A 19,086-nucleotide genomic window follows, 5' to 3' on the forward strand; every position below is an offset into this window, starting at 1 on the left:
TACGGGCGTACGAGGAACTTCGCCCTACGAACTACCACGTCACCGCTTATTGGCGAACTTCCAGGCCGCAGGCAGCAGGCCCATCGCCAGGGCGGCCTTCAGGGCGTCGCCGATGAGGAACGGGGTGAGGCCGTTCGCGATGGCGGTGGAAGCGGGCATGTCGGCGGCGTAGGCCAGGTAGGGGACGCCGACGGCATAGATGATCGCCTCGCCGAGCAGCATCGTGCCCGCCATGCGCAGTACGGAGCGGTCGGCACCGCGGCGGGCCAGGGCTCCGACGACGGTGGAGGCGAGGATCATGCCGAGGATGTAGCCGAAGGAGACGGCGCCCGAGCCGGAGGTACCGCTCGCGAACCACGGCACGCCGACGACACCCGCGAACGCGTACAGCGCGAGGGAGAGGAAGCCGCGACCGGCGCCGAGGGACGTGCCGACGAGCAGGGCGGCAAACGTCTGGCCGGTCACCGGCACCGGGGACCCGGGCACCGGGACGGAGATCTGGGCCGCGAGGCCGGTGAGCGCGGCACCGCCGGCCACAAGGGCGAGATCGCGCACACGGGACGCAGGCAGGAGGTCGGCGAGGACTGCGCCGGGACGGGCGGTGGCGGCGACAGTGGCGGTGCTCATGGGGACTCCGCTGGTGAGGGCACGTGGGGACACGGTGACGCTATCCCGGCGCGGCGGAACTGATCACCGTCGGCGCTCGACAAAGCGGGGAACGGGGGCTTGGTGGGCTCCACACAAAGCGTGGCGGTTACACCGGACTCAACGTGACACCGATCACTGAGGTGGGGATGTTTCGTTCACCTTGCGGACCGACTACAGGATTGTGGGTTTTCACCAATGGAATCCTAGTGCTCTGGTCGGATTCACCTTCCCTGCCGTACTCTTCCAGCCATGGTTGCCCAGGCCCGGAACTTCACGTCGCGTCGCTATGTCGACCTGCGACGCCAGGGCACGGCCACCTGTCGCCGCCCGGTCTGAGGCGCGGTCGCACGGTTACGGCGCGCCTCGACGTCCGAGACGTGTCGGCCCCCGTTCCCGAGGACGGTCAACCATGCCCCGTGCCACGGCACTCCTTCTCGCCTCCCCCGTCCCCCGTGCCGCCGACAGCGACCGGCGGCGGACCAGCGCCAGCGTCGTGCTGCGGTCCGTGCTGGAGCACGGGCCGGTGGCCCGCAGCACCATCGCCCGGCTGACCGGGCTGTCCCCCGCGTCCGTGACGGACTACTGCGCCCGGTTCGCCGAACTCGGCTTCATCCGCGAGGCAGCCGCGCCCCGGCGGTCGAACGGGGTGGGCCGCCCCCATGTGCCCGTCGATCTGGACGACTCCCGGTTCGTGGTCGGCGGGGTGCACATCGCCGTGCAGTACACCACGGTCGCGCTGCTCGATCTGCGCGGACGGGTGGTGACGCAGCGGGAGTTGACTCACGAGCACAGCGATCCCGGACGGGTGCTGGCACGGGCCGCGGACGGTCTCGCGGCGCTGCTCGCCGAGGTGCGGGGCAGCCGGCCGCTGGGGGTGGGGGTGGCCGCCGGGGGCTGGGTGGACCGGGACTCCGGGACGATCGTCGAGCACGGGCTGCTGGGCTGGCGGGACGTGGCGGTGCGGGAGGTGCTCTCCGCGCGCACCGGGCTGCCCGTCCACGTCGACGGGCACGCGCGGGCTCTGGTCAACGGCGAGCGGCTGTTCGGGCGGGCCCGGGGCAGCGGGAGCCTGCTGCACCTGTTCGTCGGCAACGTGGTCGACGCGGCGTTCGCCACCAACGACGAGGTGCACCACGGCCCCCGCTCCCAGGCGGGCGCGATCGCCCACCTCCCCGTGCCGGGCGGCACCGAGCCCTGCGACTGCGGGCGGACCGGCTGCCTCCAAGCGGAGCTGAGCGAACGAACCTTGTGCCGGCGGGCCCGGGAGGCCGGGATCACCGACGGGACGCACCCGATGCACGTGGTCGCCGCGGCGGCGGCCGGTGACGGGGCGGCCGCACGGCTGCTGGTGGAGCGGGCGCGGATGACCGGGCGGGCGGCGGGGCTGCTGCTCGACGTGCTCAATCCGGAGACGGTCGTGGTGACCGAGGTCGGGACCATTCACCGTGAGGACTGCCTCGCGGCATTGCGGGAAGCGGTGGGCGACGACCGCGCCGCGACCGTCGTGCCGACCGGTTTTCCGGATTCCGTACTCGCCGTGGCGGGTGGTTCAGTGGTTCTGGACGTGCTGTACCGGGATCCGCTGAGTGCTTCACCTGAGGCTATTTAATTCAGAAACTCGGAATGTTGACAAGGATCACTGATGACCGGGAACATCCTGCTCATGAGCTGTCGCACCCATTGTTGCTGACGCGTTGACGCGCCCGGAGCGCGCATTTCTACCTGTGCGAATTCCCCCTTTCCGGATTTCTTCCGCCCGGAATTCCGCCTGCCTTCCTGCCCTATGAACTCAAGGGGTCCTCCCATGTCTTCTCTGCGTGCTTCCGGCTTTGACCGCCGGCTCTTTCTCACCTCCTTGCTCGGCGTCACCGCCGCTGCCGCCGGACTGAGCGGTTGCGCGGGCAGCAGTGCCGCCGCCGACTCCAAGGGCGCCTCCTCGGCGCCGCTCGCCGACGAGGTCCCGTCGGGTACCAGCCTGAAGATCGCCTCCTACCAGGGCATCCAGCAGCTGCAGTTCAAGCTGGCGAAGCTGCCCGCGCTGCCGTTCACGGTGTCGAGCTGGGCGAACATCGGGGCCGGTCCGGATGTCATCAACGCGTTCCGCGCCAAGTCCCTGGACCTCGCCAACAATGCGGGCATCCCGCCGATCCAGGCGCACTACCAGGGCTTCGACGCGAAGATCGTCGCGCTCGGCATCACCCGCAAGCCCAACTACCTCTTCGCCACCAAGCCCGGCAGTGACATCCACACGGTCGAGGACTTCAAGGGCAAGAAGCTGGCCTTCTCGCAGGGCCAGGCCCAGGGGGTCGTGCTCCTGCGGGCCTTGAAGAAGGCGGGCCTCAAGTACGACGACGTGAAGCTGGTCCCGCTGACCAGCAACCAGTTCCTCACCGCCCTGCAGTCAGGGCAGGTCGACATCGCCCCCCTCGCCAACAGCCAGGCTCCGGCGTACCTGAAGCAGTACGGGTCGAAGGGGGCCCGGACCGTCGCCACCGACGTCGTCGACCTGCTCAACCTGCTGTGGGCGCCGCAGTCGGTGCTGAACGACTCCGCCAAGGCGGCCGCGATCGCCGCGTACATACCGCAGTGGGCCAAGGGCCAGGTGTGGCAGTACGAGAACCCGGACATCTGGAACCAGGAGTTCTACGTCAAGACGCAGAACCTGACCATCGACCAGGCCAGGTCGATCAGCGCGCTCGCCAACAAGCCGCTGTTCCCGCCGAGCTGGGACGAGGCGATCAGGTGGGAGCAGGAGACCGCCGATCTGCTCGCGGAGGGCGGCTTCGTGAAGAAGTTCGACGTGTCCTCGCTCTTCGACCACCGCTTCGAGGGCATCGCGGCCAAGGCCGCGCCGGCGGAGTACCGGAGGTGACGGCCATGACCACCACCGTGCACACGACGGCCGTCGTCTCCCCCGAGGACGAGACCCAACCGGTCCGCAGGCGCCGCCGTCTCTCCCCCGGCAGACGCCTGCCGGCCGCCCGGCTCGCCGGTCCCGCCCTCGTCGTCGCCCTGTGGGCCGTCGCCTCCGCCGCCGGACAGCTCGACCCCGGCGCGATCCCGGCGCCCTGGACCGTCCTGAGGACCGCCGGTCATCTGTGGACCGACGGCACCCTGCCCACCGATGTCCTCACCTCGCTCGAACGCGCCGCGTACGGCTTCCTGATCGGCCTCACGGCCGGGGTCGTCCTCGCGCTGGCGTCCGGCCTCAGCCGGGCCGGAGAGGCGCTCATCGACGGGACCGTGCAGCTCAACCGGGCGATCCCGACCCTGGGTCTGATCCCGCTGTTCATCCTCTGGCTGGGCATCGGCGAGACCTTCAAGATCGCCATCATCGCGATCGTCGTCTACATCCCGATCTATCTGAACACGCATGCCGCGCTGTCCGGTATCGACAGCCGTTACGTCGAACTCGCCGAGGTGCAGCAACTGTCCAGGTTCCGGTTCATCCGGCAGATCGTGATCCCCGGCGCGCTGCCCGGATTCTTCGTGGGACTCCGGCTCGGCGTGACCGGGTCCTGGCTCGGCCTGGTCGTCCTGGAGCAGATCAACGCCACCAGCGGCCTCGGTTACATGATGTTCCAGGCCCAGAACTACGGCCAGACGGACGTCATCCTGGTCGGCCTGCTGATCTACGGCGTGTTCGGTCTGTTCTCCGACAGCGTGGTCCGTCTCGTCGAACGGAGGGTGCTGTCGTGGCGCCGCACACTGAGCAGCTGACCCGGCCCGCCGTCCGGCTGCGGGGCCTGACCCGGTCGTTCGAGGGCCGTACAGTCCTCGACGGCATCGACCTCGACCTGCCCGCCGGCCAGTTCACCGCCCTGCTCGGGCACAGCGGCTCCGGCAAGAGCACCCTGCTGCGGGCGGTCGCCGGGCTGGATCACGGCGTCGCCGGGAGCGGCCGGCTCACCGCACCGGAGCGGGTGTCCGTGGTCTTCCAGGACTCACGGCTTCTGCCATGGCGCCGAGTGCTGGACAACGTCCTGCTGGGCCTGGACGGCAAGGACGCCGAGGAGCGCGGCCGGGCCGCGCTGGAGGAGGTCGGTCTGAAGGGCCGTGAGCGGGCCTGGCCGGGGGAGCTGTCCGGCGGCGAGGCCCAGCGTGCCGCGCTCGCCCGCTCCCTGGTCCGCGAACCCGAACTCCTGCTGGCCGACGAGCCGTTCGGCGCCCTGGATGCGCTCACCCGGATCAGGATGCACAACCTGCTGCGCGAGCTGTGGAAACGCCACCGGCCTTCCGTCCTGCTGGTCACCCACGACGTGGACGAGGCGATCGTGCTCGCCGACCGGGTCCTCGTCCTCGACTCCGGCGGCCGCATCGGCCTGGACCTGACCATCGACCATCCGCACCCCCGCTCCTACCGCGAACCGGTACTGGGCGAATACCGGGAGCGGCTCCTCGCCGCCCTCGGCGTCACGGAGGACCACGCATGACCAGGCAACTCCACCTCAACGCGTTCCTGATGAACACCGGACACCACGAGGCGTCGTGGCGTCTTCCGGAGAGCGACCCGTACGCGCACGTCGAACTCGCGCACTACGTCAACCTGGCCCGGATCGCCGAACGCGGCACCTTCGACTCCCTGTTCCTGGCCGACAGCCCGCAGCTGTGGGGCAGTGTCGCCCAGCGACCGGCCGGCGCCCTGGAGCCGCTCACCCTGCTCACCGCGCTGGCGACGGCCACCGAGCACATCGGCCTGATCGCCACCGCCTCCACGTCCTACAACTCCCCCTACAACCTGGCCCGCAAGTTCGCCTCGCTGGACATCATCAGCGGCGGCCGGGCGGGCTGGAACATCGTCACCACCGCAGGTGCCGAGGCCGCCCGCAACTTCGGTCTGAACGCCGAGCCCGCGCACTTCGACCGGTACGTCCGCGCCGCCGAGTTCCTCGACGTGGCCCTCAAGCTGTGGGACAGCTGGGAGGACGACGCGATCGTCGCCGACAAGGCCGCCGGCGTCTGGGGCGACGACGCGAAGATCCATCCGCCCCGGCACAGCGGGACGTACTTCAGCGTCGAGGGCGCCCTCAACGTGCCGCGCGCGCCCCAGGGTTACCCCCTGCTCGTGCAGGCGGGGTCGAGCGAGGACGGCAGGGCCTTCGCGGCCCGGTACGCGGAGGCGGTGTTCACCGCCCAGCAGACCATCGAGGACGCACGGGCCTTCTACGCCGACCTCAAGTCCCGTACGGCCGCGGCGGGCCGCGACCCCGACCACATCAAGGTGCTGCCCGGCATCGTCCCGGTGATCGGCTCGACGGAGGCCGAGGCGCGGGCGGCTGAGCAGGTCCTGGAGGAGCACATCGTGCACACGCACGGGGTGGCCAACCTGGAGCGGCTGCTGCAGCTGAGCCCCGGCACCCTGGAACTGGACGCCGAACTGCCCGCCGATCTCCCGCCCGAGGACGCCATCGAGGGCGCCAAGAGCCGCTACACACTCGTCGTGGAACTCGCCCGGCGCGAGCGGCTCACCGTCCGCCGGCTGATCGGGCGGCTCGGCGGCGGGCGCGGGCACCTCACCTTCGCAGGGACGCCCGAGCAGGTCGCCGACGCCATCGAGACCTGGTTCACGCAGGGCGCCGCCGACGGTTTCAACATCATGCCCGCGGTCCTGCCGTCCGGCCTGGAGACCTTCGTCGACCATGTCGTCCCGGTCCTGCGCGCCCGCGGACTGCTCCGCACGGAATACGGCCCCCGCCGGACCCTGCGGGCGAGATACGGCCTCCCCCGCCCCGCCAACCAGCACACCACCCCCGCCCTCCTCGTCTGAAAGGACCCCCCGCATGTCCATCGAGATCCGCAAGGTCACCGCGAACATCGGCGCCCAGGTCTCCGGCGTCGACATCTCCAAGCCGCTCGACGAGGGGACCGTCGCCGCGCTCCGCGAGGCCCTCAACGTCCACAAGGCCCTGGTCTTCGACGACGTGCACCTCGACGACGAGGGCCAGCAGGCCTTCGCCCGTCACTTCGGCGACCTGACCACCGCCCACCCGACCGTCTCCTCGGTCGACGGGGTCCCGAACGTGCTCCCCGTGGACAGTGAGCGCGGCCGCGCCGCCAACCACTGGCACACCGACGTCACCTTCGTCCTCAACCCGCCGCAGGCCAGCACCCTGCGCAGCATCACGATCCCGCCGTACGGCGGCGAGACCCTGATCGCCAGCTCGGCGGCCGCCTACCGCGACCTGCCCGAGCCGCTGCGCCGCCTGGCCGACACCCTGTGGGCCGAGCACACCAACGACTACGACTACGCGGTGCCGGACGAGGAGATCGACGAGGAGCTGGCCGCCCAGCGTGCCGAGTTCACGTCCATCAAGTACCGCACCGCGCACCCGGTCGTCCGCGTCCACCCGCTGACCGGTGAGCGCGGGCTGTTCATCGGCGGGTTCGCGCAGCGTGTCGTCGGCCTGTCGGTGAGCGAGTCCCGCAGGATCCTCGATCTCCTCCAGTCGTACGTCACCCGCCCGGAGAACGTGCTGCGGTGGCGCTGGTCGCAGAACCAGCTGGTGCTGTTCGACAACCGCATCACCCAGCACTACGCCATCGACAACTACGACGGGCAGCCGCGCCGCCTGCACCGGGTGACCGTCGCCGGTGACGTCCCGGTCGGCATCGAGGGCAAGGAGAGCTACTCGATCGCCGGGGACGCCACGCACTACACGAGCGTCGCCGCGTAACCGGTCCACCACGTGACGTAGCGGGCATGTCCGGATATTGGGCGGCCTCTCCGGCTGAGCGGAGAGGCCGCCCAGACTGTGGGCGTTTTTGCCCATCCATTGCAATGAACGAGCCGCATCCATGCCCAGCAGCACCACTGTCGAGACGCCGCCGCAAGAACAGCGCGACGGCGCCGCCCTCTCCCACGGCCTCAAGCAGCGCCATCTGTCGATGATCGCCCTCGGCGGGGTGATCGGCGCCGGTCTGTTCGTCGGCTCCGGCGCGGGCATCGCCGCCGCCGGACCGTCGATCGTCGTCGCCTATGCCGTCTCCGGCCTCCTGGTGATGCTCGTGATGCGGATGCTCGGCGAGATGTCGGCCGCCTACCCGTCGTCGGGCTCCTTCTCCGCGCACGCCGAGCGGGCGATCGGTCCGTGGGCCGGCTTCGCCGCGGGCTGGTCGTTCTGGGTGCTGCTGTGCACGGCGGTCGGACTTGAGGGCATCGGCGCCGCGCACATCGTCACGGGCTGGCTGCCCGGCACGCCCGAGTGGGCGTGGGTGGCGCTGTTCATGGTGGTCTTCTGCGGCGCGAACCTGGCCGCGGTGAAGAACTTCGGCGAGTTCGAGTTCTGGTTCGCCGCGCTGAAGGTCGGCGCGATCAGCCTGTTCCTGATCCTCGGCGGGCTGGCCATCGCCGGGGTGCTGCCGGGCACGGACTCGCCCGGTACCTCGAACCTGACGGACTTCCTCCCGCACGGCAGCGAGGGCATGGTCATCGGCCTGCTGGCCTCGGTCTTCGCCTACGGCGGTCTGGAGACGGTCACCATCGCGGCCGCCGAGTCGGAGAACCCGGTGCGGGGCGTGGCGAGCGCCGTGCGCACCGCGATGTGGCGCATCGCGCTGTTCTACATCGGCTCCATGGCGGTCATCGTCACCCTGGTCCCGTGGGACTCCGAGGAGGTCGTCGAGAACGGCCCGTACGTCGCCGCCCTGGACCACCTCGGCATCCCCGGCGCCGGCCGGCTGATGAACGTGGTCGTCCTGGTCGCCCTGCTGTCCGCCATGAATGCCAACATCTACGGCTCCTCGCGCATCGCCTACTCGCTGGTGGCGCGCGGCCAGGGCCCGAAGGCGCTGGCCAGGGTGTCCGGCGGCGTGCCCCGCGTCGCGGTCCTCACCTCGTGCGTGTTCGGTTTCGTGTGCGTGCTGCTCAGCTACTGGCGGCCGAACGACGTCTTCCCCTGGCTGCTGAACATGATCGGCGCGGTCATCCTCGTCGTCTGGATGTTCATCGCGGTCTCCCAGCTGCTGCTGCGCCGCCGTGTGGAGCGCGAGGCCCCGGAGAAGCTGGTCGTGCGGATGTGGGCGTTCCCGGTGCTGACCTGGGTGGCGCTGGCGGGCATGGTGGCGATCTTCGTCCTGATGGCCCGTGAGCCGGACACGCGCGTGCAGCTGTACTCGACCGGCGGGATGACGCTGGTTCTGGCGGTCGTGGGCTACGCCTGGCAGAAGGTGCGCGCCAGGGCCTGACGATCGCGTCCGCTCGCCACACGCCCGAAAGACCCCCACGGTGCACCCGCGGGGGTCTTTTTGTTGCTAGCGTGTAGTTGCAAGTAGTTCGCAATAAGAGCCTCGGAGGGGACCACCACCCATGCCCGTCTACACGCTGCCCGAACTCCCGTACGACTACTCCGCGCTCGCCCCCGTGATCAGCCCCGAGATCATCGAGCTGCACCACGACAGGCACCACGCGGCGTATGTGAAGGGCGCCAACGACGCGCTGGAGCAGCTCGCCGAGGCACGGGACAAGGAACAGTGGGGCTCGGTCAACGGCCTGGAGAAGAACCTGGCCTTCCATCTCTCCGGCCACATCCTGCACTCGATCTACTGGCACAACATGACGGGCGACGGCGGCGGCGAACCTCTCGCGCAGGACGGCGTGGGCGAGCTGGCGGACGCGATCACCGAGTCGTTCGGTTCCTTCGCCGGCTTCAAGGCCCAGCTGTCCAGGGCGGCGGCCACCACGCAGGGCTCGGGCTGGGGTGTCCTCGCGTACGAGCCGCTCAGCGGGCGGCTGATCGTCGAGCAGGTCTACGACCACCAGGGCAACGCCGGCCAGGGATCGACCCCGATCCTGGTCTTCGACGCCTGGGAGCACGCCTTCTACCTCCAGTACCGCAACCAGAAGGCGGACTTCGTCGAGGCGATGTGGCGGGTGGTGAACTGGCAGGACGTGGCCAGGCGGTACGCGGCCGCGAGGTCCCGCGCCGACGTCCTGCTCCTGGCACCCTGAGACGCCCTGCCTCGTGATCGTCTTCTCACCCTTCACGTCGGCAGGCGGAGGAAGGGACCGGCCCCGCGAGGACGTGACTCGCGGGCCGGTCCTGTTCAGGGGCAGGGAATGTTGAGCGACAGCAGGGCCGTGGACTCCCCGTCGATGCGGATCTCGCTGACCGCCGCGTTGCGCAGCTGCGGGAAGACCCGGCGGTACCGGGCCGGCGGAATGCCCAGCAGCGAGCACAGCACCAGCCGCAGCAGGGTGTTGTGGGCGACGACGAGGACGCGCCCGCCGGGGTGGGCGGCGGCGATACGGCGCAGGGCGGCGGTGCCCCGGGCCGCGGCGCAGCGGGGGTCCTCGGCGCCGGGGAAGGGATGGGCCACCGGATCGGCGCGGAAGGCCTCCGCGGCATCCGGGTCCTCGGCGGCGAGCTCGGCGAGGGTACGGCCCTCCAGCACCCCGAAGTCGCACTCCCGCAGGTCGGGTTCGCGCCGCGCGGTGAGTCCCAGGGCACGGCAGGCGGGCTCGGCGGTGACGATCGCCCGGGAGACGGTCGAGGTCCAGATCGCGTCGACCGGGTGCGCGGCGGCCCACCGGCCCAGCCTCTCGGCCTGTTCCCGCCCGGTGTCGGTGAGGGCGACGTCGCTCACCCCGGCGTAGCGGTTCTCGGCGTGCCAGACGGTCTGGCCGTGACGGGCGAGGAGAAGGGTGGTGCTCATGACTGCGAAGTATCCGGGTCGACGCGGCCCCGCGCATGCGCCGCGACCGGTGCGGGCAGCCAGCCCCTCGACTCCAGCGCGTCCAGGAGCCGGACGTAGGGCTCGGTGAAGCGGGCCGTGCGGTCGGGGCGGGGTTCGACGACGGTACGGATGCGGACCATGCGGCAGGCGGCGTCCGCGAGGCTGCGGGCCGCGCCCGTGCCATGGGCGGCCAACGCGGCCATTCCCAGGGCCGGTTCGGTCTGTTCGGGTACGCGGGCCGGGCGGCCCAGGACGTCGGCGCGCAACTGGTTCCAGTAGGCGCTGCGGGCCGCTCCGCCGGTGAGGGCGAGGGGGCCGTCGAGCGGGGCGCCGAGGTGGTGCAGATAGTCCAGACAGAGGCGTTCGGTCATGGCCACCCCCTGGAGGAGTGCGGCCCAGTGGTCGGCGTCCGACACCGGCTCGCCCAGCAGGAGCGGGGTGGCGTCGGGGGCCCGGAAGGGAAAGCGTTCGCCCCGCGACACCAGGGGGTACGCGAGCGCGCCCGACGGCTCGAACGCGGCGGCCGCGGCGTCCAGCGCGACCGGGTCGGCGTCCGGGAAGCGGGCCGCCAGCGCTCCGGCACCGACGCTCGACGCGCCCCCGGGCAGCCAGCTCCCGTCCGGTGCGCGGTGGTTGTAGACCACCCCCGCCTCGTCACGGACGGGGACCGAGGAGGCGCCCTTCAGGACGAGCGTCGTACCGAGCACCGAGTTCCAGGCACCCTCGCTCAGCGCGCCCGACGCGATCTGTGCCGCGCAGCCGTCGGTCATGCCGGCGATGACGGGGGTACCGGCCGGGATGCCGGTGGCCTCGGCGGCGGAGGGACAGACCTCGCCCAGACGGGTGCCGGGCCGGACGACGCCGGGCAGCGCGTCCGCCGGAACGCCGGTGCCGTCCGGCCAGACGCTGCATTCGACGTCGTACGCCGTCTTGAGCGCATGGCTGGAATCGGTGGGGACCGTATGCCCGACCAGACGTGCGTTGACCACGTCCGGCTGGTGGGTGACCCGCCCGGAGCCGTGCGCGGCGAGCAGCCACAGCGCCTTCGGCAGCGCCCAGGTGTCCTGCACCGCGAGCCCCGCCTCCCGCAGCCGCGCCGCCTGAGCCCCCGCCCGCCCGTCGTCGTACATCAGCCCGGCGCCGAGCGGCCGTCCCTTCGCATCCGTCAGCAGCACGGTCCCCGAGGTGCCGCACACCGCGACCCCGCCCACCCGGTGCCCGCCCCGCAACGCGCCCCGGGAGGCGATGCACACCCCGTCCCACCACTCTCCGGGATCCTGCTCGTGCCGTACCCCTTCCCGCCGCCCGCGCAGCACGGCCGAGCCACTGCCCAGGACCCTGCCGTCGGCGGTGACGAGCAGCGCGCGGACGCCCTGTGTCCCCAGGTCGATCCCCAGCCATGCAGCGCCCTCGGACCCCATCCGGACCTCCCACATATCGCGATGCGAGCTGTGAACTTCCCACTCTGCACCGATATTTCGTCCTGCACGAGGGATTGACGCCCCTCCCCGGCCGTTACACCCTCTGTTAGCGAGTCGATTCGACGTGTTAACCCGACCGGCCCCGACCCCCACGGAGGTCACGGATGGACAGGCACGTGCACGACCGCCGACGCTTCCTCGTCCTCGGCGCGGCCGCCACCGCGGCGCCGCTGCTCACGGCCTGCGGTGCCGGATTCGGCGGCAGCGACGACAAGAAGGGCGACGGCTCCGCCGCCGACGACGTCACCGGTTCGTTCGACTGGCAGCGGGAGCGGGGCAAGACCGTGAAGGCGCTGCTCAACAAGCATCCCTACACGGACGCCCTGATCGCCGACCTGAAGTCGTTCACCGCGAAGACGGGCATCAAGGTCGAGTACGACGTCTTCCCCGAGGACAACTACTTCGACAAGCTCACCGTCGACCTCTCCAGCGGGCGTGCCGCGTACGACGTCTTCATGCTCGGCGCGTACATGGTGTGGCAGTACGGGCCGCCGGGCTGGCTGGAGGACCTCGGCCCGTGGATGCGCAACTCGTCGGCCACCGGGGCGGAATGGGACCAGAGCGACTTCTTCCCCAACCTCCTCCAGGCCGACCAGTGGTCGCTGAAGGCGGGCGCCCCGCTCGGGCGGGGCGGCCAGTACGCGCTGCCGTGGGGCTGGGAGACGAACGTCGTCGCCTACAACACCGAGGTGTTCGGAAAGCTGGGGCTCAGACCCGCCGAGACCTTCGACGAGCTGCGCGAACTCGCCGGGGTGATCAAGAGGAAGGCGCCGGGGGCCGGTTTCGACGGGATGTACGGGATCGCCGTGCGCGGCTCGCGCAGCTGGGCCACCATCCACCCCGGCTTCATGACCATGTACGCCCGCAACGGCCTCCACGACTTCACGGTCTCGGGCGAGAAGCTCACACCCGCCATGAACACTCCGGAGGCCGTTGCGTTCACCCAGGACTGGGCGGGCATGGTCAAGCAGGGCGGGCCGCCGTCCTGGACGTCGTACACGTGGTACCAGTGCTCGAGCGACTTGGGCGCGAAGAAGGCCGGGATGCTGTTCGACGCGGACACGGCCGCCTACTTCCAGGCCGTGAAGGGCGCCGGCCCCGCCTCCGGGAAGATCGCCTTCCACCCCGGCCCGAAGGGTCCGGACGGGTCGCTGGCCACCAACATGTGGATCTGGTCGCTCGGCATGAACGCCAAGAGCAAGCGGAAGAGCGCCGCTTGGCTGTTCCTGCAGTGGGCCACGGGCAAGGAGCACCTGCGCAAGGCGGCGATCACGTACAACCACATCGACCCGGTGCGGAAGTCCATCAGCCAGGACGGCGCCTACAAGGACAAGATGAAGCATCTGCCCGGCTTCATCGAGACCTTCGAGACGGTCGTCGACCAGACGAAGATCCAGTTCACCCCGCAGGCCCAGTTCTTCGACGCCACCACCAGCTGGGCCGCGGCCCTCCAGGAGATCTACGGCGGCAAGAACGCCAAGTCCGTCCTCAACGGGCTGGCGAGCGACCTCGCCTCGAAGGTGGGCTGAGCGGCGATGGGCCCGCGCGCTCGCGCCCTCGCCACCGGCGCGCCCCTCCGGCTCACCCTGCGCCCGTACCTCCTGATCGTCCCCGCGCTGCTGCTGACCTGCGGGATCCTCTATCCCTTCGGGCTCGGGCTGTACTACACGCTGTTCGACTTCTCGGCGAGCAAGCCGCAGCCGGACATGGTCCGGTTCCACAACTACGAGACGGTCTTCACCCAGGAAGCCTTCTGGAACTCGGCATGGGTGACGGTGCTGTACGCGGTCGGCGCGGCCGCCGTCGAGACCGTGCTCGGGGTCGCCGTCGCCCTCCTGCTGCACCGCTCCTCGCTCGTCGGCCGCATCCTGGAGAAGATCCTGATCCTGCCCCTGATGATCGCCCCGGTGATCGCGGCGATCATGTGGAAACTGATGCTCCAGCCGTCCGTCGGGGTGGTCAACCACCTGCTGAAACCCTTCGGTCTCGGTGGGGTCCAGTGGACCGACACCCCGACGGGTGCGCTGCTGTCGTCGATCGTCGTGGACGTCTGGGTCTACACCCCGTTCGTGGCGATCCTCGCCCTCGCCGGACTGCGGTCGCTGCCCGCCTCCCCCTTCGAGGCGGCGGCCGTGGACGGCGCGGGCCGGTGGTACACCTTCCGGCGGCTGACCCTGCCGATGCTGTGGCCGTATGTGCTGGTCGCGGTGATCTTCCGGTTCATGGACTCGCTGAAGGTGTTCGACATCATCTACACCCTCACCGAGGGCGGCCCCGGTGACTCCACCGTCGTCCTCCAGATCCGCGCCTATCTGGAGGCGATCCGCTTCCAGCGCTACAGCTTCGGGATCAGCTACACGATCGTGCTGTGGGCCGTGGTGTATCTGGCGGCCATGGTGCTGGTGCGCCATCTGGGCCGGATCCAGCGGAAGGCGGCGGAGGTGGCGGCCAGGTGAAGCACCGCTGGGCGGGATGGCTGGCCGACGCGGCCCTCATCCTCTACTTCGTCTTCGCGCTCTTCCCCGTCGCCTGGATGGTGATCCTCTCCCTGAAGCCCGCGAACCAGCTCTTCAGCACGTACTTCTCCTTCACCCCGACCCTCGGCTCCTACCGGACGGTGCTCGGGGACAGCGAGGGCATCCCCTTCACCCGCTTCTTCGTCAACAGCCTGGTCGTCTCGCTGGGCGCGGTCGCGCTGTCCCTCGTCGTCGGGCTGCCGGCCGCGTACGCCTCGGCGCGCTGGCGGTTCAAGGGCTCCGAGAACCTGATGTTCACCCTGCTGTCGTTCCGGTTCGCGCCCGAACTCACCGTGATCATCCCGCTGTTCGTGCTGTACCAGAAGCTGGGGCTGTTCGACACCTACGTCGGCATGGTGTGGGTGCTGCAATTGGTCACCCTGCCGCTGATCGTATGGATCATGCGGTCGTACTTCGCCGATCTCACCCCGGAGCTGGAGCAGGCGGCGCTGCTCGACGGCTACACACGCAAACAGGCCTTCTTCAAGGTGGCGCTGCCGCTGGTCAAGCCCGGCATCGCGGCCGTGTCGCTGCTGGCCTTCATCTTCGCCTGGAACAACTTCGTCTTCCCGCTCATCCTCACCTCCAACGAGGCCCAGACCGTGACCGTGGGCGCGCTGTCCTTCCTGGGCGGCGACCGGCCCAAGTACAACCTCACGGCCGCGGCCGCGCTGGTGTCCGTCGTACCGCCGCTGCTGCTCGCCCTCACCATCCAGCGGTATCTGGTGCGGGGGCTGTCCTTCGGGGCGGTGAAGTCATGAGCACGGTGATCGGACTGCGGGGAGTGCGCAAGGCATACGGCAAGGTCACCGCGCTCGACGGACTCGAACTCGCCGTGCGAGAAGGCGAGTTCTTCTGCCTCCTGGGTCCGTCGGGCGCGGGCAAGACGACGACGCTGAAGACCGTCGCCGGCCTCGAACCGCCCGACTCCGGCACGGTCGAGATCGACGGCAGGGACATGCGCGGGGTGGAACCGTACGACCGTGGCGTGGCCATGTGCTTCGAGAGCTATGCGCTCTATCCGCACCGCTCGGCGTACGACAACCTGGTCTCGCCGCTGCGCTCGCCCCGGCACCGGCTGCCCGCCGCCGAGGCACGCGAGCGGGTCGGCGCCGTGGCCGAGCTCCTCGGCATCGGCGCTCTGCTGGACCGTCCGGTGGGCCAGTTGTCGAACGGGCAGCGGCAGCGCGTCGCCCTGGGCCGGGTGCTGGTCCGCCCGGCCCGCGCCTTCCTCCTCGACGAGCCCCTCTCCCACCTCGACGCCAAACTGCGCCAGCAGATGCGGGCCGAGCTGAAGGCGATCGGCGCGGTGCGGCGCACGACCACGCTGTACGTCACCCACGACTCCGTCGAGGCGCTGGCGCTCGGGGACCGGATCGGGGTGATCCGTGACGGGCGGATCGTGCAGACGGGCACCCGGGAGGACATCTGGTACCGGCCCTGCGACACGGAGGTCGCACGGGCCTTCGGCCGGCCCCGGATCAATCTGCTGCCGGGGACGGTGACGGCCGACGGGGCTTTCCGGTCGGCGGACGGAAAGGTCGGGCTGCCGCTGCGGGAGCGTGCTCCGGTGGGCGCCGACGTGCTGGTCGGCGTGCGCCCCCGGGACATCGCGCTGGGCGGAGAGGGGCACGAGCTCACCGGCACCGTCTATGTCACCGAGGTGCTCGGGCGGGCCGTCGAGGTCACCGTACGGCTCGGCGGGCAGCACCTGTCGCTCGTCGCGCCCCGGAGCGCGGCCGCGCAACTGCGTCCCGACGATCCGGTACGGCTCACCGTCCGGCCTGAGAACCTGCTGCTGTTCGAGGCCGACGGGCCCACGGGCCCGGGACGACGGATCGGGAAGAGCGCGCGATGAGCAGCAGCAGTGCACAGCAGCAGGGGCCCGCGGCCCGGCAGGCCGCCATGGCCGAACTCGTACTGGCCGACGGCTCGGCGACCGCGGCCGAGCTCGCCGAGCGTTTCGGGGTGAGCCTGATGACCATCCACCGCGACCTCGACGAACTCGAACGGCAGGGCATCGTGCGGAAGTTCCGGGGCGGGGTGACCGCCCAGCCGTCCGGGGTGTTCGAGTCCAATGTGCAGTACCGGCTGAAGACGATGCGGGCGCAGAAGGCCGCCGTCGCCGAGCATGCGCTGCGGTCGATAGAGCCCGGGATGGCGATCCTCCTCGACGACTCCACCTCCACCCTGGAGATGGCGCGCAGGCTCCGGCTCGGCGAGATCACCCCGCTCACGGTCGTCACCAACTTTCTCGAGGCGATCAACCTTCTGTCCGGCCAGCGGGGCATCCATCTGATGGCGCTGGGCGGCGACTACGACCCGCTGCACTCCTCCTTCCTCGGGGTGTCCTGCGTGGAGGCGGTGCAGCAACTGCGGGTGGACGTGTGCTTCGCGTCGACCTCGGCCGTGCACGGGGGGTACGCCTACCACCAGGAGCAGCACATCGTCTCGGTGAAGCGGGCGATGCTCGACTCGGCCGCCCGCAACGTCCTGCTGGTCGACCACACCAAGCTGGGCCGGGTCGCCCTGCACCGGGTCGCTCCCCTCTCCCGCTTCGACCTGCTCCTGGTCGACGACGGGGCGTCGCCGCAGGCGCTGCGCGACCTGGACGAACACAAGGTGCCCTACGAGGTGTGCGCGACGAACCCGAAGGAGGACGATGACCGCGCTGGAGTTACGTGAGCTGCGCAAGACCTACCGGTCCCGGGGGCACCCGGCCGTGGACGCGGTGCGCGGGATCGATCTCTCGCTGAGCTCCGGGGAGCTGCTCGGGCTGCTCGGTCCCTCCGGCTGCGGCAAGTCCACCACCCTGCGGATGATCGCGGGCCTGGAGACGGTGACCGGCGGGGACATCCTGGTCGGTGGTGCGTCGGTGATCGCCCGCCCCGCGCAGGCCCGCAACATCGGGGTGGCGTTCGAGAACTACGCGCTGTATCCGCCGCTGACGGTCGCGGAGAACCTGGCGTTCGGGCTGAAGGCCCGCCGCAGGGGCGCACGGGGTGACGTGGCACGCAAGGTCACCGAGATCGCCGAGCGGGTCGAGCTCACCGGCATCCTCGACGCCCGTCCGGCCGGTCTGTCCAGCGGGCAGAAGCAGCGCGTCTGTCTGGCCCGGGCGTTGATCCGCGAACCGGACGTGCTCCTGCTCGACGAGCCGCTGTCCCATCTGGACGCGGCCCAGCGCGACACCACCCGCCGTGAACTCAAGCGCATCCAGCGCGACCTGGGCCACACCACCATCCTGGTCACGCACGACCAGGAGGAGGCCCTCTCCCTCGCCGACCGGATCGCGGTGATGAGGGACGGCGTGGTCCAGCAGCTGGGCACGCCGTACGAGATCTACGACAGCCCCGCCAACACGTTCGTCGCGGACTTCGTGGGCGAGCCCGCGATCAACCTGCTGCCCGCCCTCGCCACGGCCGACGGCCACGCCCGCCTGTCGGCCGCCGTGCGGATGCCGCTGGCGGTGAAGGTCGCGGCGGGCCGGGAAGTGGTGCTCGGGATACGCCCCGAGGACCTGGAGATCACGGGCACGAAGGGCGTGCCCGCCCGGGTCGTGGCCCACGAGCCGCTGCTCGAATCGGGCATCGCCACTGTCGTCCTCGCCGGGGTGGAGCGCCCCCTGGTCGTCCTCACCGGCCCCGAGGTGCGCCTGGCGCACGACGAGCACGTCCGGGTGGCGGCCGGGCTCACCCATGTCTTCGACGCCGAGACGGGAGACTCCCTGCGATGACCTTCGGGACCAGCGTGCGTGTCGTGGCCGCCGGCGACCACTTCGTCCTGCCGTCGCTGATCAGGGAGGCGGTCCTGCGCGAACACCCCTGTGAGGTACGGGAACTGACCCTCGGCTGGCCGCTCGAACCCTTCGGCCCGGTGGCCGAGGTGACGGAGGCGAGCGACGCCGAGGACGAGCTGATCGACGCGCTCGCGGGCGCTCGGGTGCTGGTCACCCAGATGGGCCCGGTGACGGAGCGCGTCCTGGCCGCCTGCCCGGAGCTGCGGCTGGTCGTCGTGTGCCGGGGCGGCCCGGTCAACGTCAACCTGGACGCGGCGAAGCGGCACGACGTGCGGGTGTGCTTCGCGCCCGGCCGCAATGCCGCCGCCACCGCCGAGTTCACCGTCGGCCTGCTGCTGGCGGCCCTGCGCCGCATCCCGCAGGTGCACGGGCTCCTCGCCGGGGAGGGGAGCTGGGCCGGGGCCGCCTACTACACCTATGAGCACAGCGGCCTGGAGCTGGAGGACCTGCCGGTCGGCCTGGTCGGCTACGGGGCGGTGGGCAGTCGCGTGGCCCGGGCGCTGTGCGCGTTCGGGGCGCGGGTGATGGTGTACGACCCGTATGTGCGCGGTGAGATCCACGGCCTGCGCGTCGCCTCCCTCGACGAACTTCTGCGCCGCTCCCGGGTGCTCACCCTGCACGCCCGGCTCACGCCCGAGACACGCGGCCTGATCGGCGCCCGTGAGCTGGCGCTGCTGCCGCCCGGCGCGGTGCTGGTGAACGCGGCCCGCGGTCCGCTGCTGGACGAGGAAGCGCTGTGCGACGCGCTGGAGGCGGGCCGGCTGTCGGCGGCCGCCCTGGACACCTACGCCCATGAGCCGCTGCCGCCGGGCTCACGGCTGGTCGCCCTCGCCGGACGCGTGGTCCTCACCCCACACCTGGGCGGTGCCAGCCGCGCGGTGGCGGAGAAGGCCGCTCGGATCGCGGCCGCGGAGGTGGGGCGCTGGGTGCGCGGCGAGCCGTTGACGCACTGTCTGACCTGAACACCTCG

18 protein-coding genes are annotated in these 19,086 nt (G+C 70.7%); 15 read left to right on the forward strand and 3 right to left on the reverse strand.

Annotation, left to right across the window (positions count from 1 at the left end; all coding sequences use genetic code 11):
- Positions 1-39: 39 nt before the first annotated feature.
- A complete protein-coding gene (locus tag Q8A52_RS39080) occupies positions 40-627 on the reverse strand; it encodes a biotin transporter BioY (RefSeq protein ID WP_316760733.1) in 588 nt (195 codons plus the stop codon).
- Positions 628-1,057: 430 nt separating this feature from the next.
- Between Q8A52_RS39080 and Q8A52_RS39085 the strand changes: the two genes are divergently transcribed.
- The 8 genes from Q8A52_RS39085 to Q8A52_RS39120 all read left to right on the forward strand — a co-directional run bounded on the left by Q8A52_RS39085 (position 1,058) and on the right by Q8A52_RS39120 (position 9,595).
- Positions 1,058-2,257 (forward strand): ROK family transcriptional regulator, encoded by a 1,200-nt coding sequence (locus Q8A52_RS39085; protein WP_316760735.1) that lies wholly within the window; start codon positions 1,058-1,060, stop codon positions 2,255-2,257.
- 195 nt (positions 2,258-2,452) lie between these two features.
- Positions 2,453-3,520, forward strand: coding sequence for an ABC transporter substrate-binding protein (locus Q8A52_RS39090; protein WP_316760736.1), 1,068 nt, complete (start codon positions 2,453-2,455; stop codon positions 3,518-3,520).
- A 5-nt stretch (positions 3,521-3,525) separates the two neighbouring features.
- A complete protein-coding gene (locus Q8A52_RS39095) occupies positions 3,526-4,368 on the forward strand; it encodes an ABC transporter permease (RefSeq protein WP_316760739.1) in 843 nt (280 codons plus the stop codon).
- On the forward strand, positions 4,344-5,081 hold the full coding sequence (locus Q8A52_RS39100) for an ABC transporter ATP-binding protein (RefSeq protein WP_316760742.1): 738 nt from the start codon (positions 4,344-4,346) through the stop codon (positions 5,079-5,081). Before Q8A52_RS39095 ends, Q8A52_RS39100 begins: the two co-directional genes overlap by 25 nt.
- Complete coding sequence (locus Q8A52_RS39105) at positions 5,078-6,415, forward strand: LLM class flavin-dependent oxidoreductase (RefSeq protein ID WP_316760744.1); 1,338 nt, start codon at positions 5,078-5,080, stop codon at positions 6,413-6,415. The genes Q8A52_RS39100 and Q8A52_RS39105 overlap by 4 nt, the downstream gene beginning before the upstream one ends.
- 13 nt (positions 6,416-6,428) lie before the next feature.
- On the forward strand, positions 6,429-7,322 hold the full coding sequence (locus Q8A52_RS39110; RefSeq protein ID WP_316760747.1) for a TauD/TfdA dioxygenase family protein: 894 nt from the start codon (positions 6,429-6,431) through the stop codon (positions 7,320-7,322).
- A gap of 121 nt (positions 7,323-7,443) precedes the next feature.
- On the forward strand, positions 7,444-8,832 hold the full coding sequence (locus tag Q8A52_RS39115; RefSeq protein ID WP_316760750.1) for an amino acid permease: 1,389 nt from the start codon (positions 7,444-7,446) through the stop codon (positions 8,830-8,832).
- Between the two features lie 121 nt (positions 8,833-8,953).
- Positions 8,954-9,595, forward strand: coding sequence for a superoxide dismutase (locus Q8A52_RS39120; protein WP_316760753.1), 642 nt, complete (start codon positions 8,954-8,956; stop codon positions 9,593-9,595).
- Between the two features lie 95 nt (positions 9,596-9,690).
- On the opposite strand, the gene Q8A52_RS39125 is transcribed toward Q8A52_RS39120, so the two are convergent.
- Entirely contained in the window at positions 9,691-10,299 is a 609-nt protein-coding gene (locus Q8A52_RS39125) for a histidine phosphatase family protein (protein WP_316760754.1), read from the reverse strand.
- Entirely contained in the window at positions 10,296-11,741 is a 1,446-nt protein-coding gene (locus Q8A52_RS39130) for an FGGY-family carbohydrate kinase (protein WP_316760757.1), read from the reverse strand. Before Q8A52_RS39130 ends, Q8A52_RS39125 begins: the two co-directional genes overlap by 4 nt.
- 164 nt (positions 11,742-11,905) lie before the next feature.
- Here Q8A52_RS39130 and Q8A52_RS39135 point away from each other — a divergent pair, with 164 nt between their 5' ends.
- From Q8A52_RS39135 to Q8A52_RS39165, 7 genes are read left to right on the forward strand one after another with little or no spacing between them, the layout of a single operon-like run.
- Positions 11,906-13,330: an ABC transporter substrate-binding protein gene (locus Q8A52_RS39135; RefSeq protein ID WP_316760758.1), complete on the forward strand. Its 1,425-nt coding sequence runs from the start codon at positions 11,906-11,908 to the stop codon at positions 13,328-13,330.
- A gap of 6 nt (positions 13,331-13,336) precedes the next feature.
- The gene (locus Q8A52_RS39140; protein ID WP_316760760.1) at positions 13,337-14,257 is read left to right on the forward strand and encodes a carbohydrate ABC transporter permease; all 921 of its coding nucleotides are present in this window, start codon (positions 13,337-13,339) and stop codon (positions 14,255-14,257) included.
- Positions 14,254-15,078: a carbohydrate ABC transporter permease gene (locus Q8A52_RS39145; RefSeq protein WP_316760761.1), complete on the forward strand. Its 825-nt coding sequence runs from the start codon at positions 14,254-14,256 to the stop codon at positions 15,076-15,078. Before Q8A52_RS39140 ends, Q8A52_RS39145 begins: the two co-directional genes overlap by 4 nt.
- Positions 15,075-16,175 (forward strand): ABC transporter ATP-binding protein, encoded by a 1,101-nt coding sequence (locus Q8A52_RS39150; protein WP_316760763.1) that lies wholly within the window; start codon positions 15,075-15,077, stop codon positions 16,173-16,175. The genes Q8A52_RS39145 and Q8A52_RS39150 overlap by 4 nt, the downstream gene beginning before the upstream one ends.
- Positions 16,172-17,002, forward strand: a complete 831-nt coding sequence (locus Q8A52_RS39155; protein ID WP_316760766.1) for a DeoR/GlpR family DNA-binding transcription regulator — start codon at positions 16,172-16,174, stop codon at positions 17,000-17,002. Before Q8A52_RS39150 ends, Q8A52_RS39155 begins: the two co-directional genes overlap by 4 nt.
- A complete protein-coding gene (locus Q8A52_RS39160) occupies positions 16,980-18,053 on the forward strand; it encodes an ABC transporter ATP-binding protein (RefSeq protein WP_316760768.1) in 1,074 nt (357 codons plus the stop codon). Before Q8A52_RS39155 ends, Q8A52_RS39160 begins: the two co-directional genes overlap by 23 nt.
- Positions 18,050-19,078, forward strand: a complete 1,029-nt coding sequence (locus Q8A52_RS39165; protein WP_316760771.1) for a 2-hydroxyacid dehydrogenase — start codon at positions 18,050-18,052, stop codon at positions 19,076-19,078. The genes Q8A52_RS39160 and Q8A52_RS39165 overlap by 4 nt, the downstream gene beginning before the upstream one ends.
- Positions 19,079-19,086 lie beyond the last annotated feature (8 nt).

It is taken from the genome of Streptomyces herbicida, from assembly GCF_032656585.1.
Taxonomy (GTDB): Bacteria; Actinomycetota; Actinomycetes; order Streptomycetales; family Streptomycetaceae; genus Streptomyces; species Streptomyces herbicida.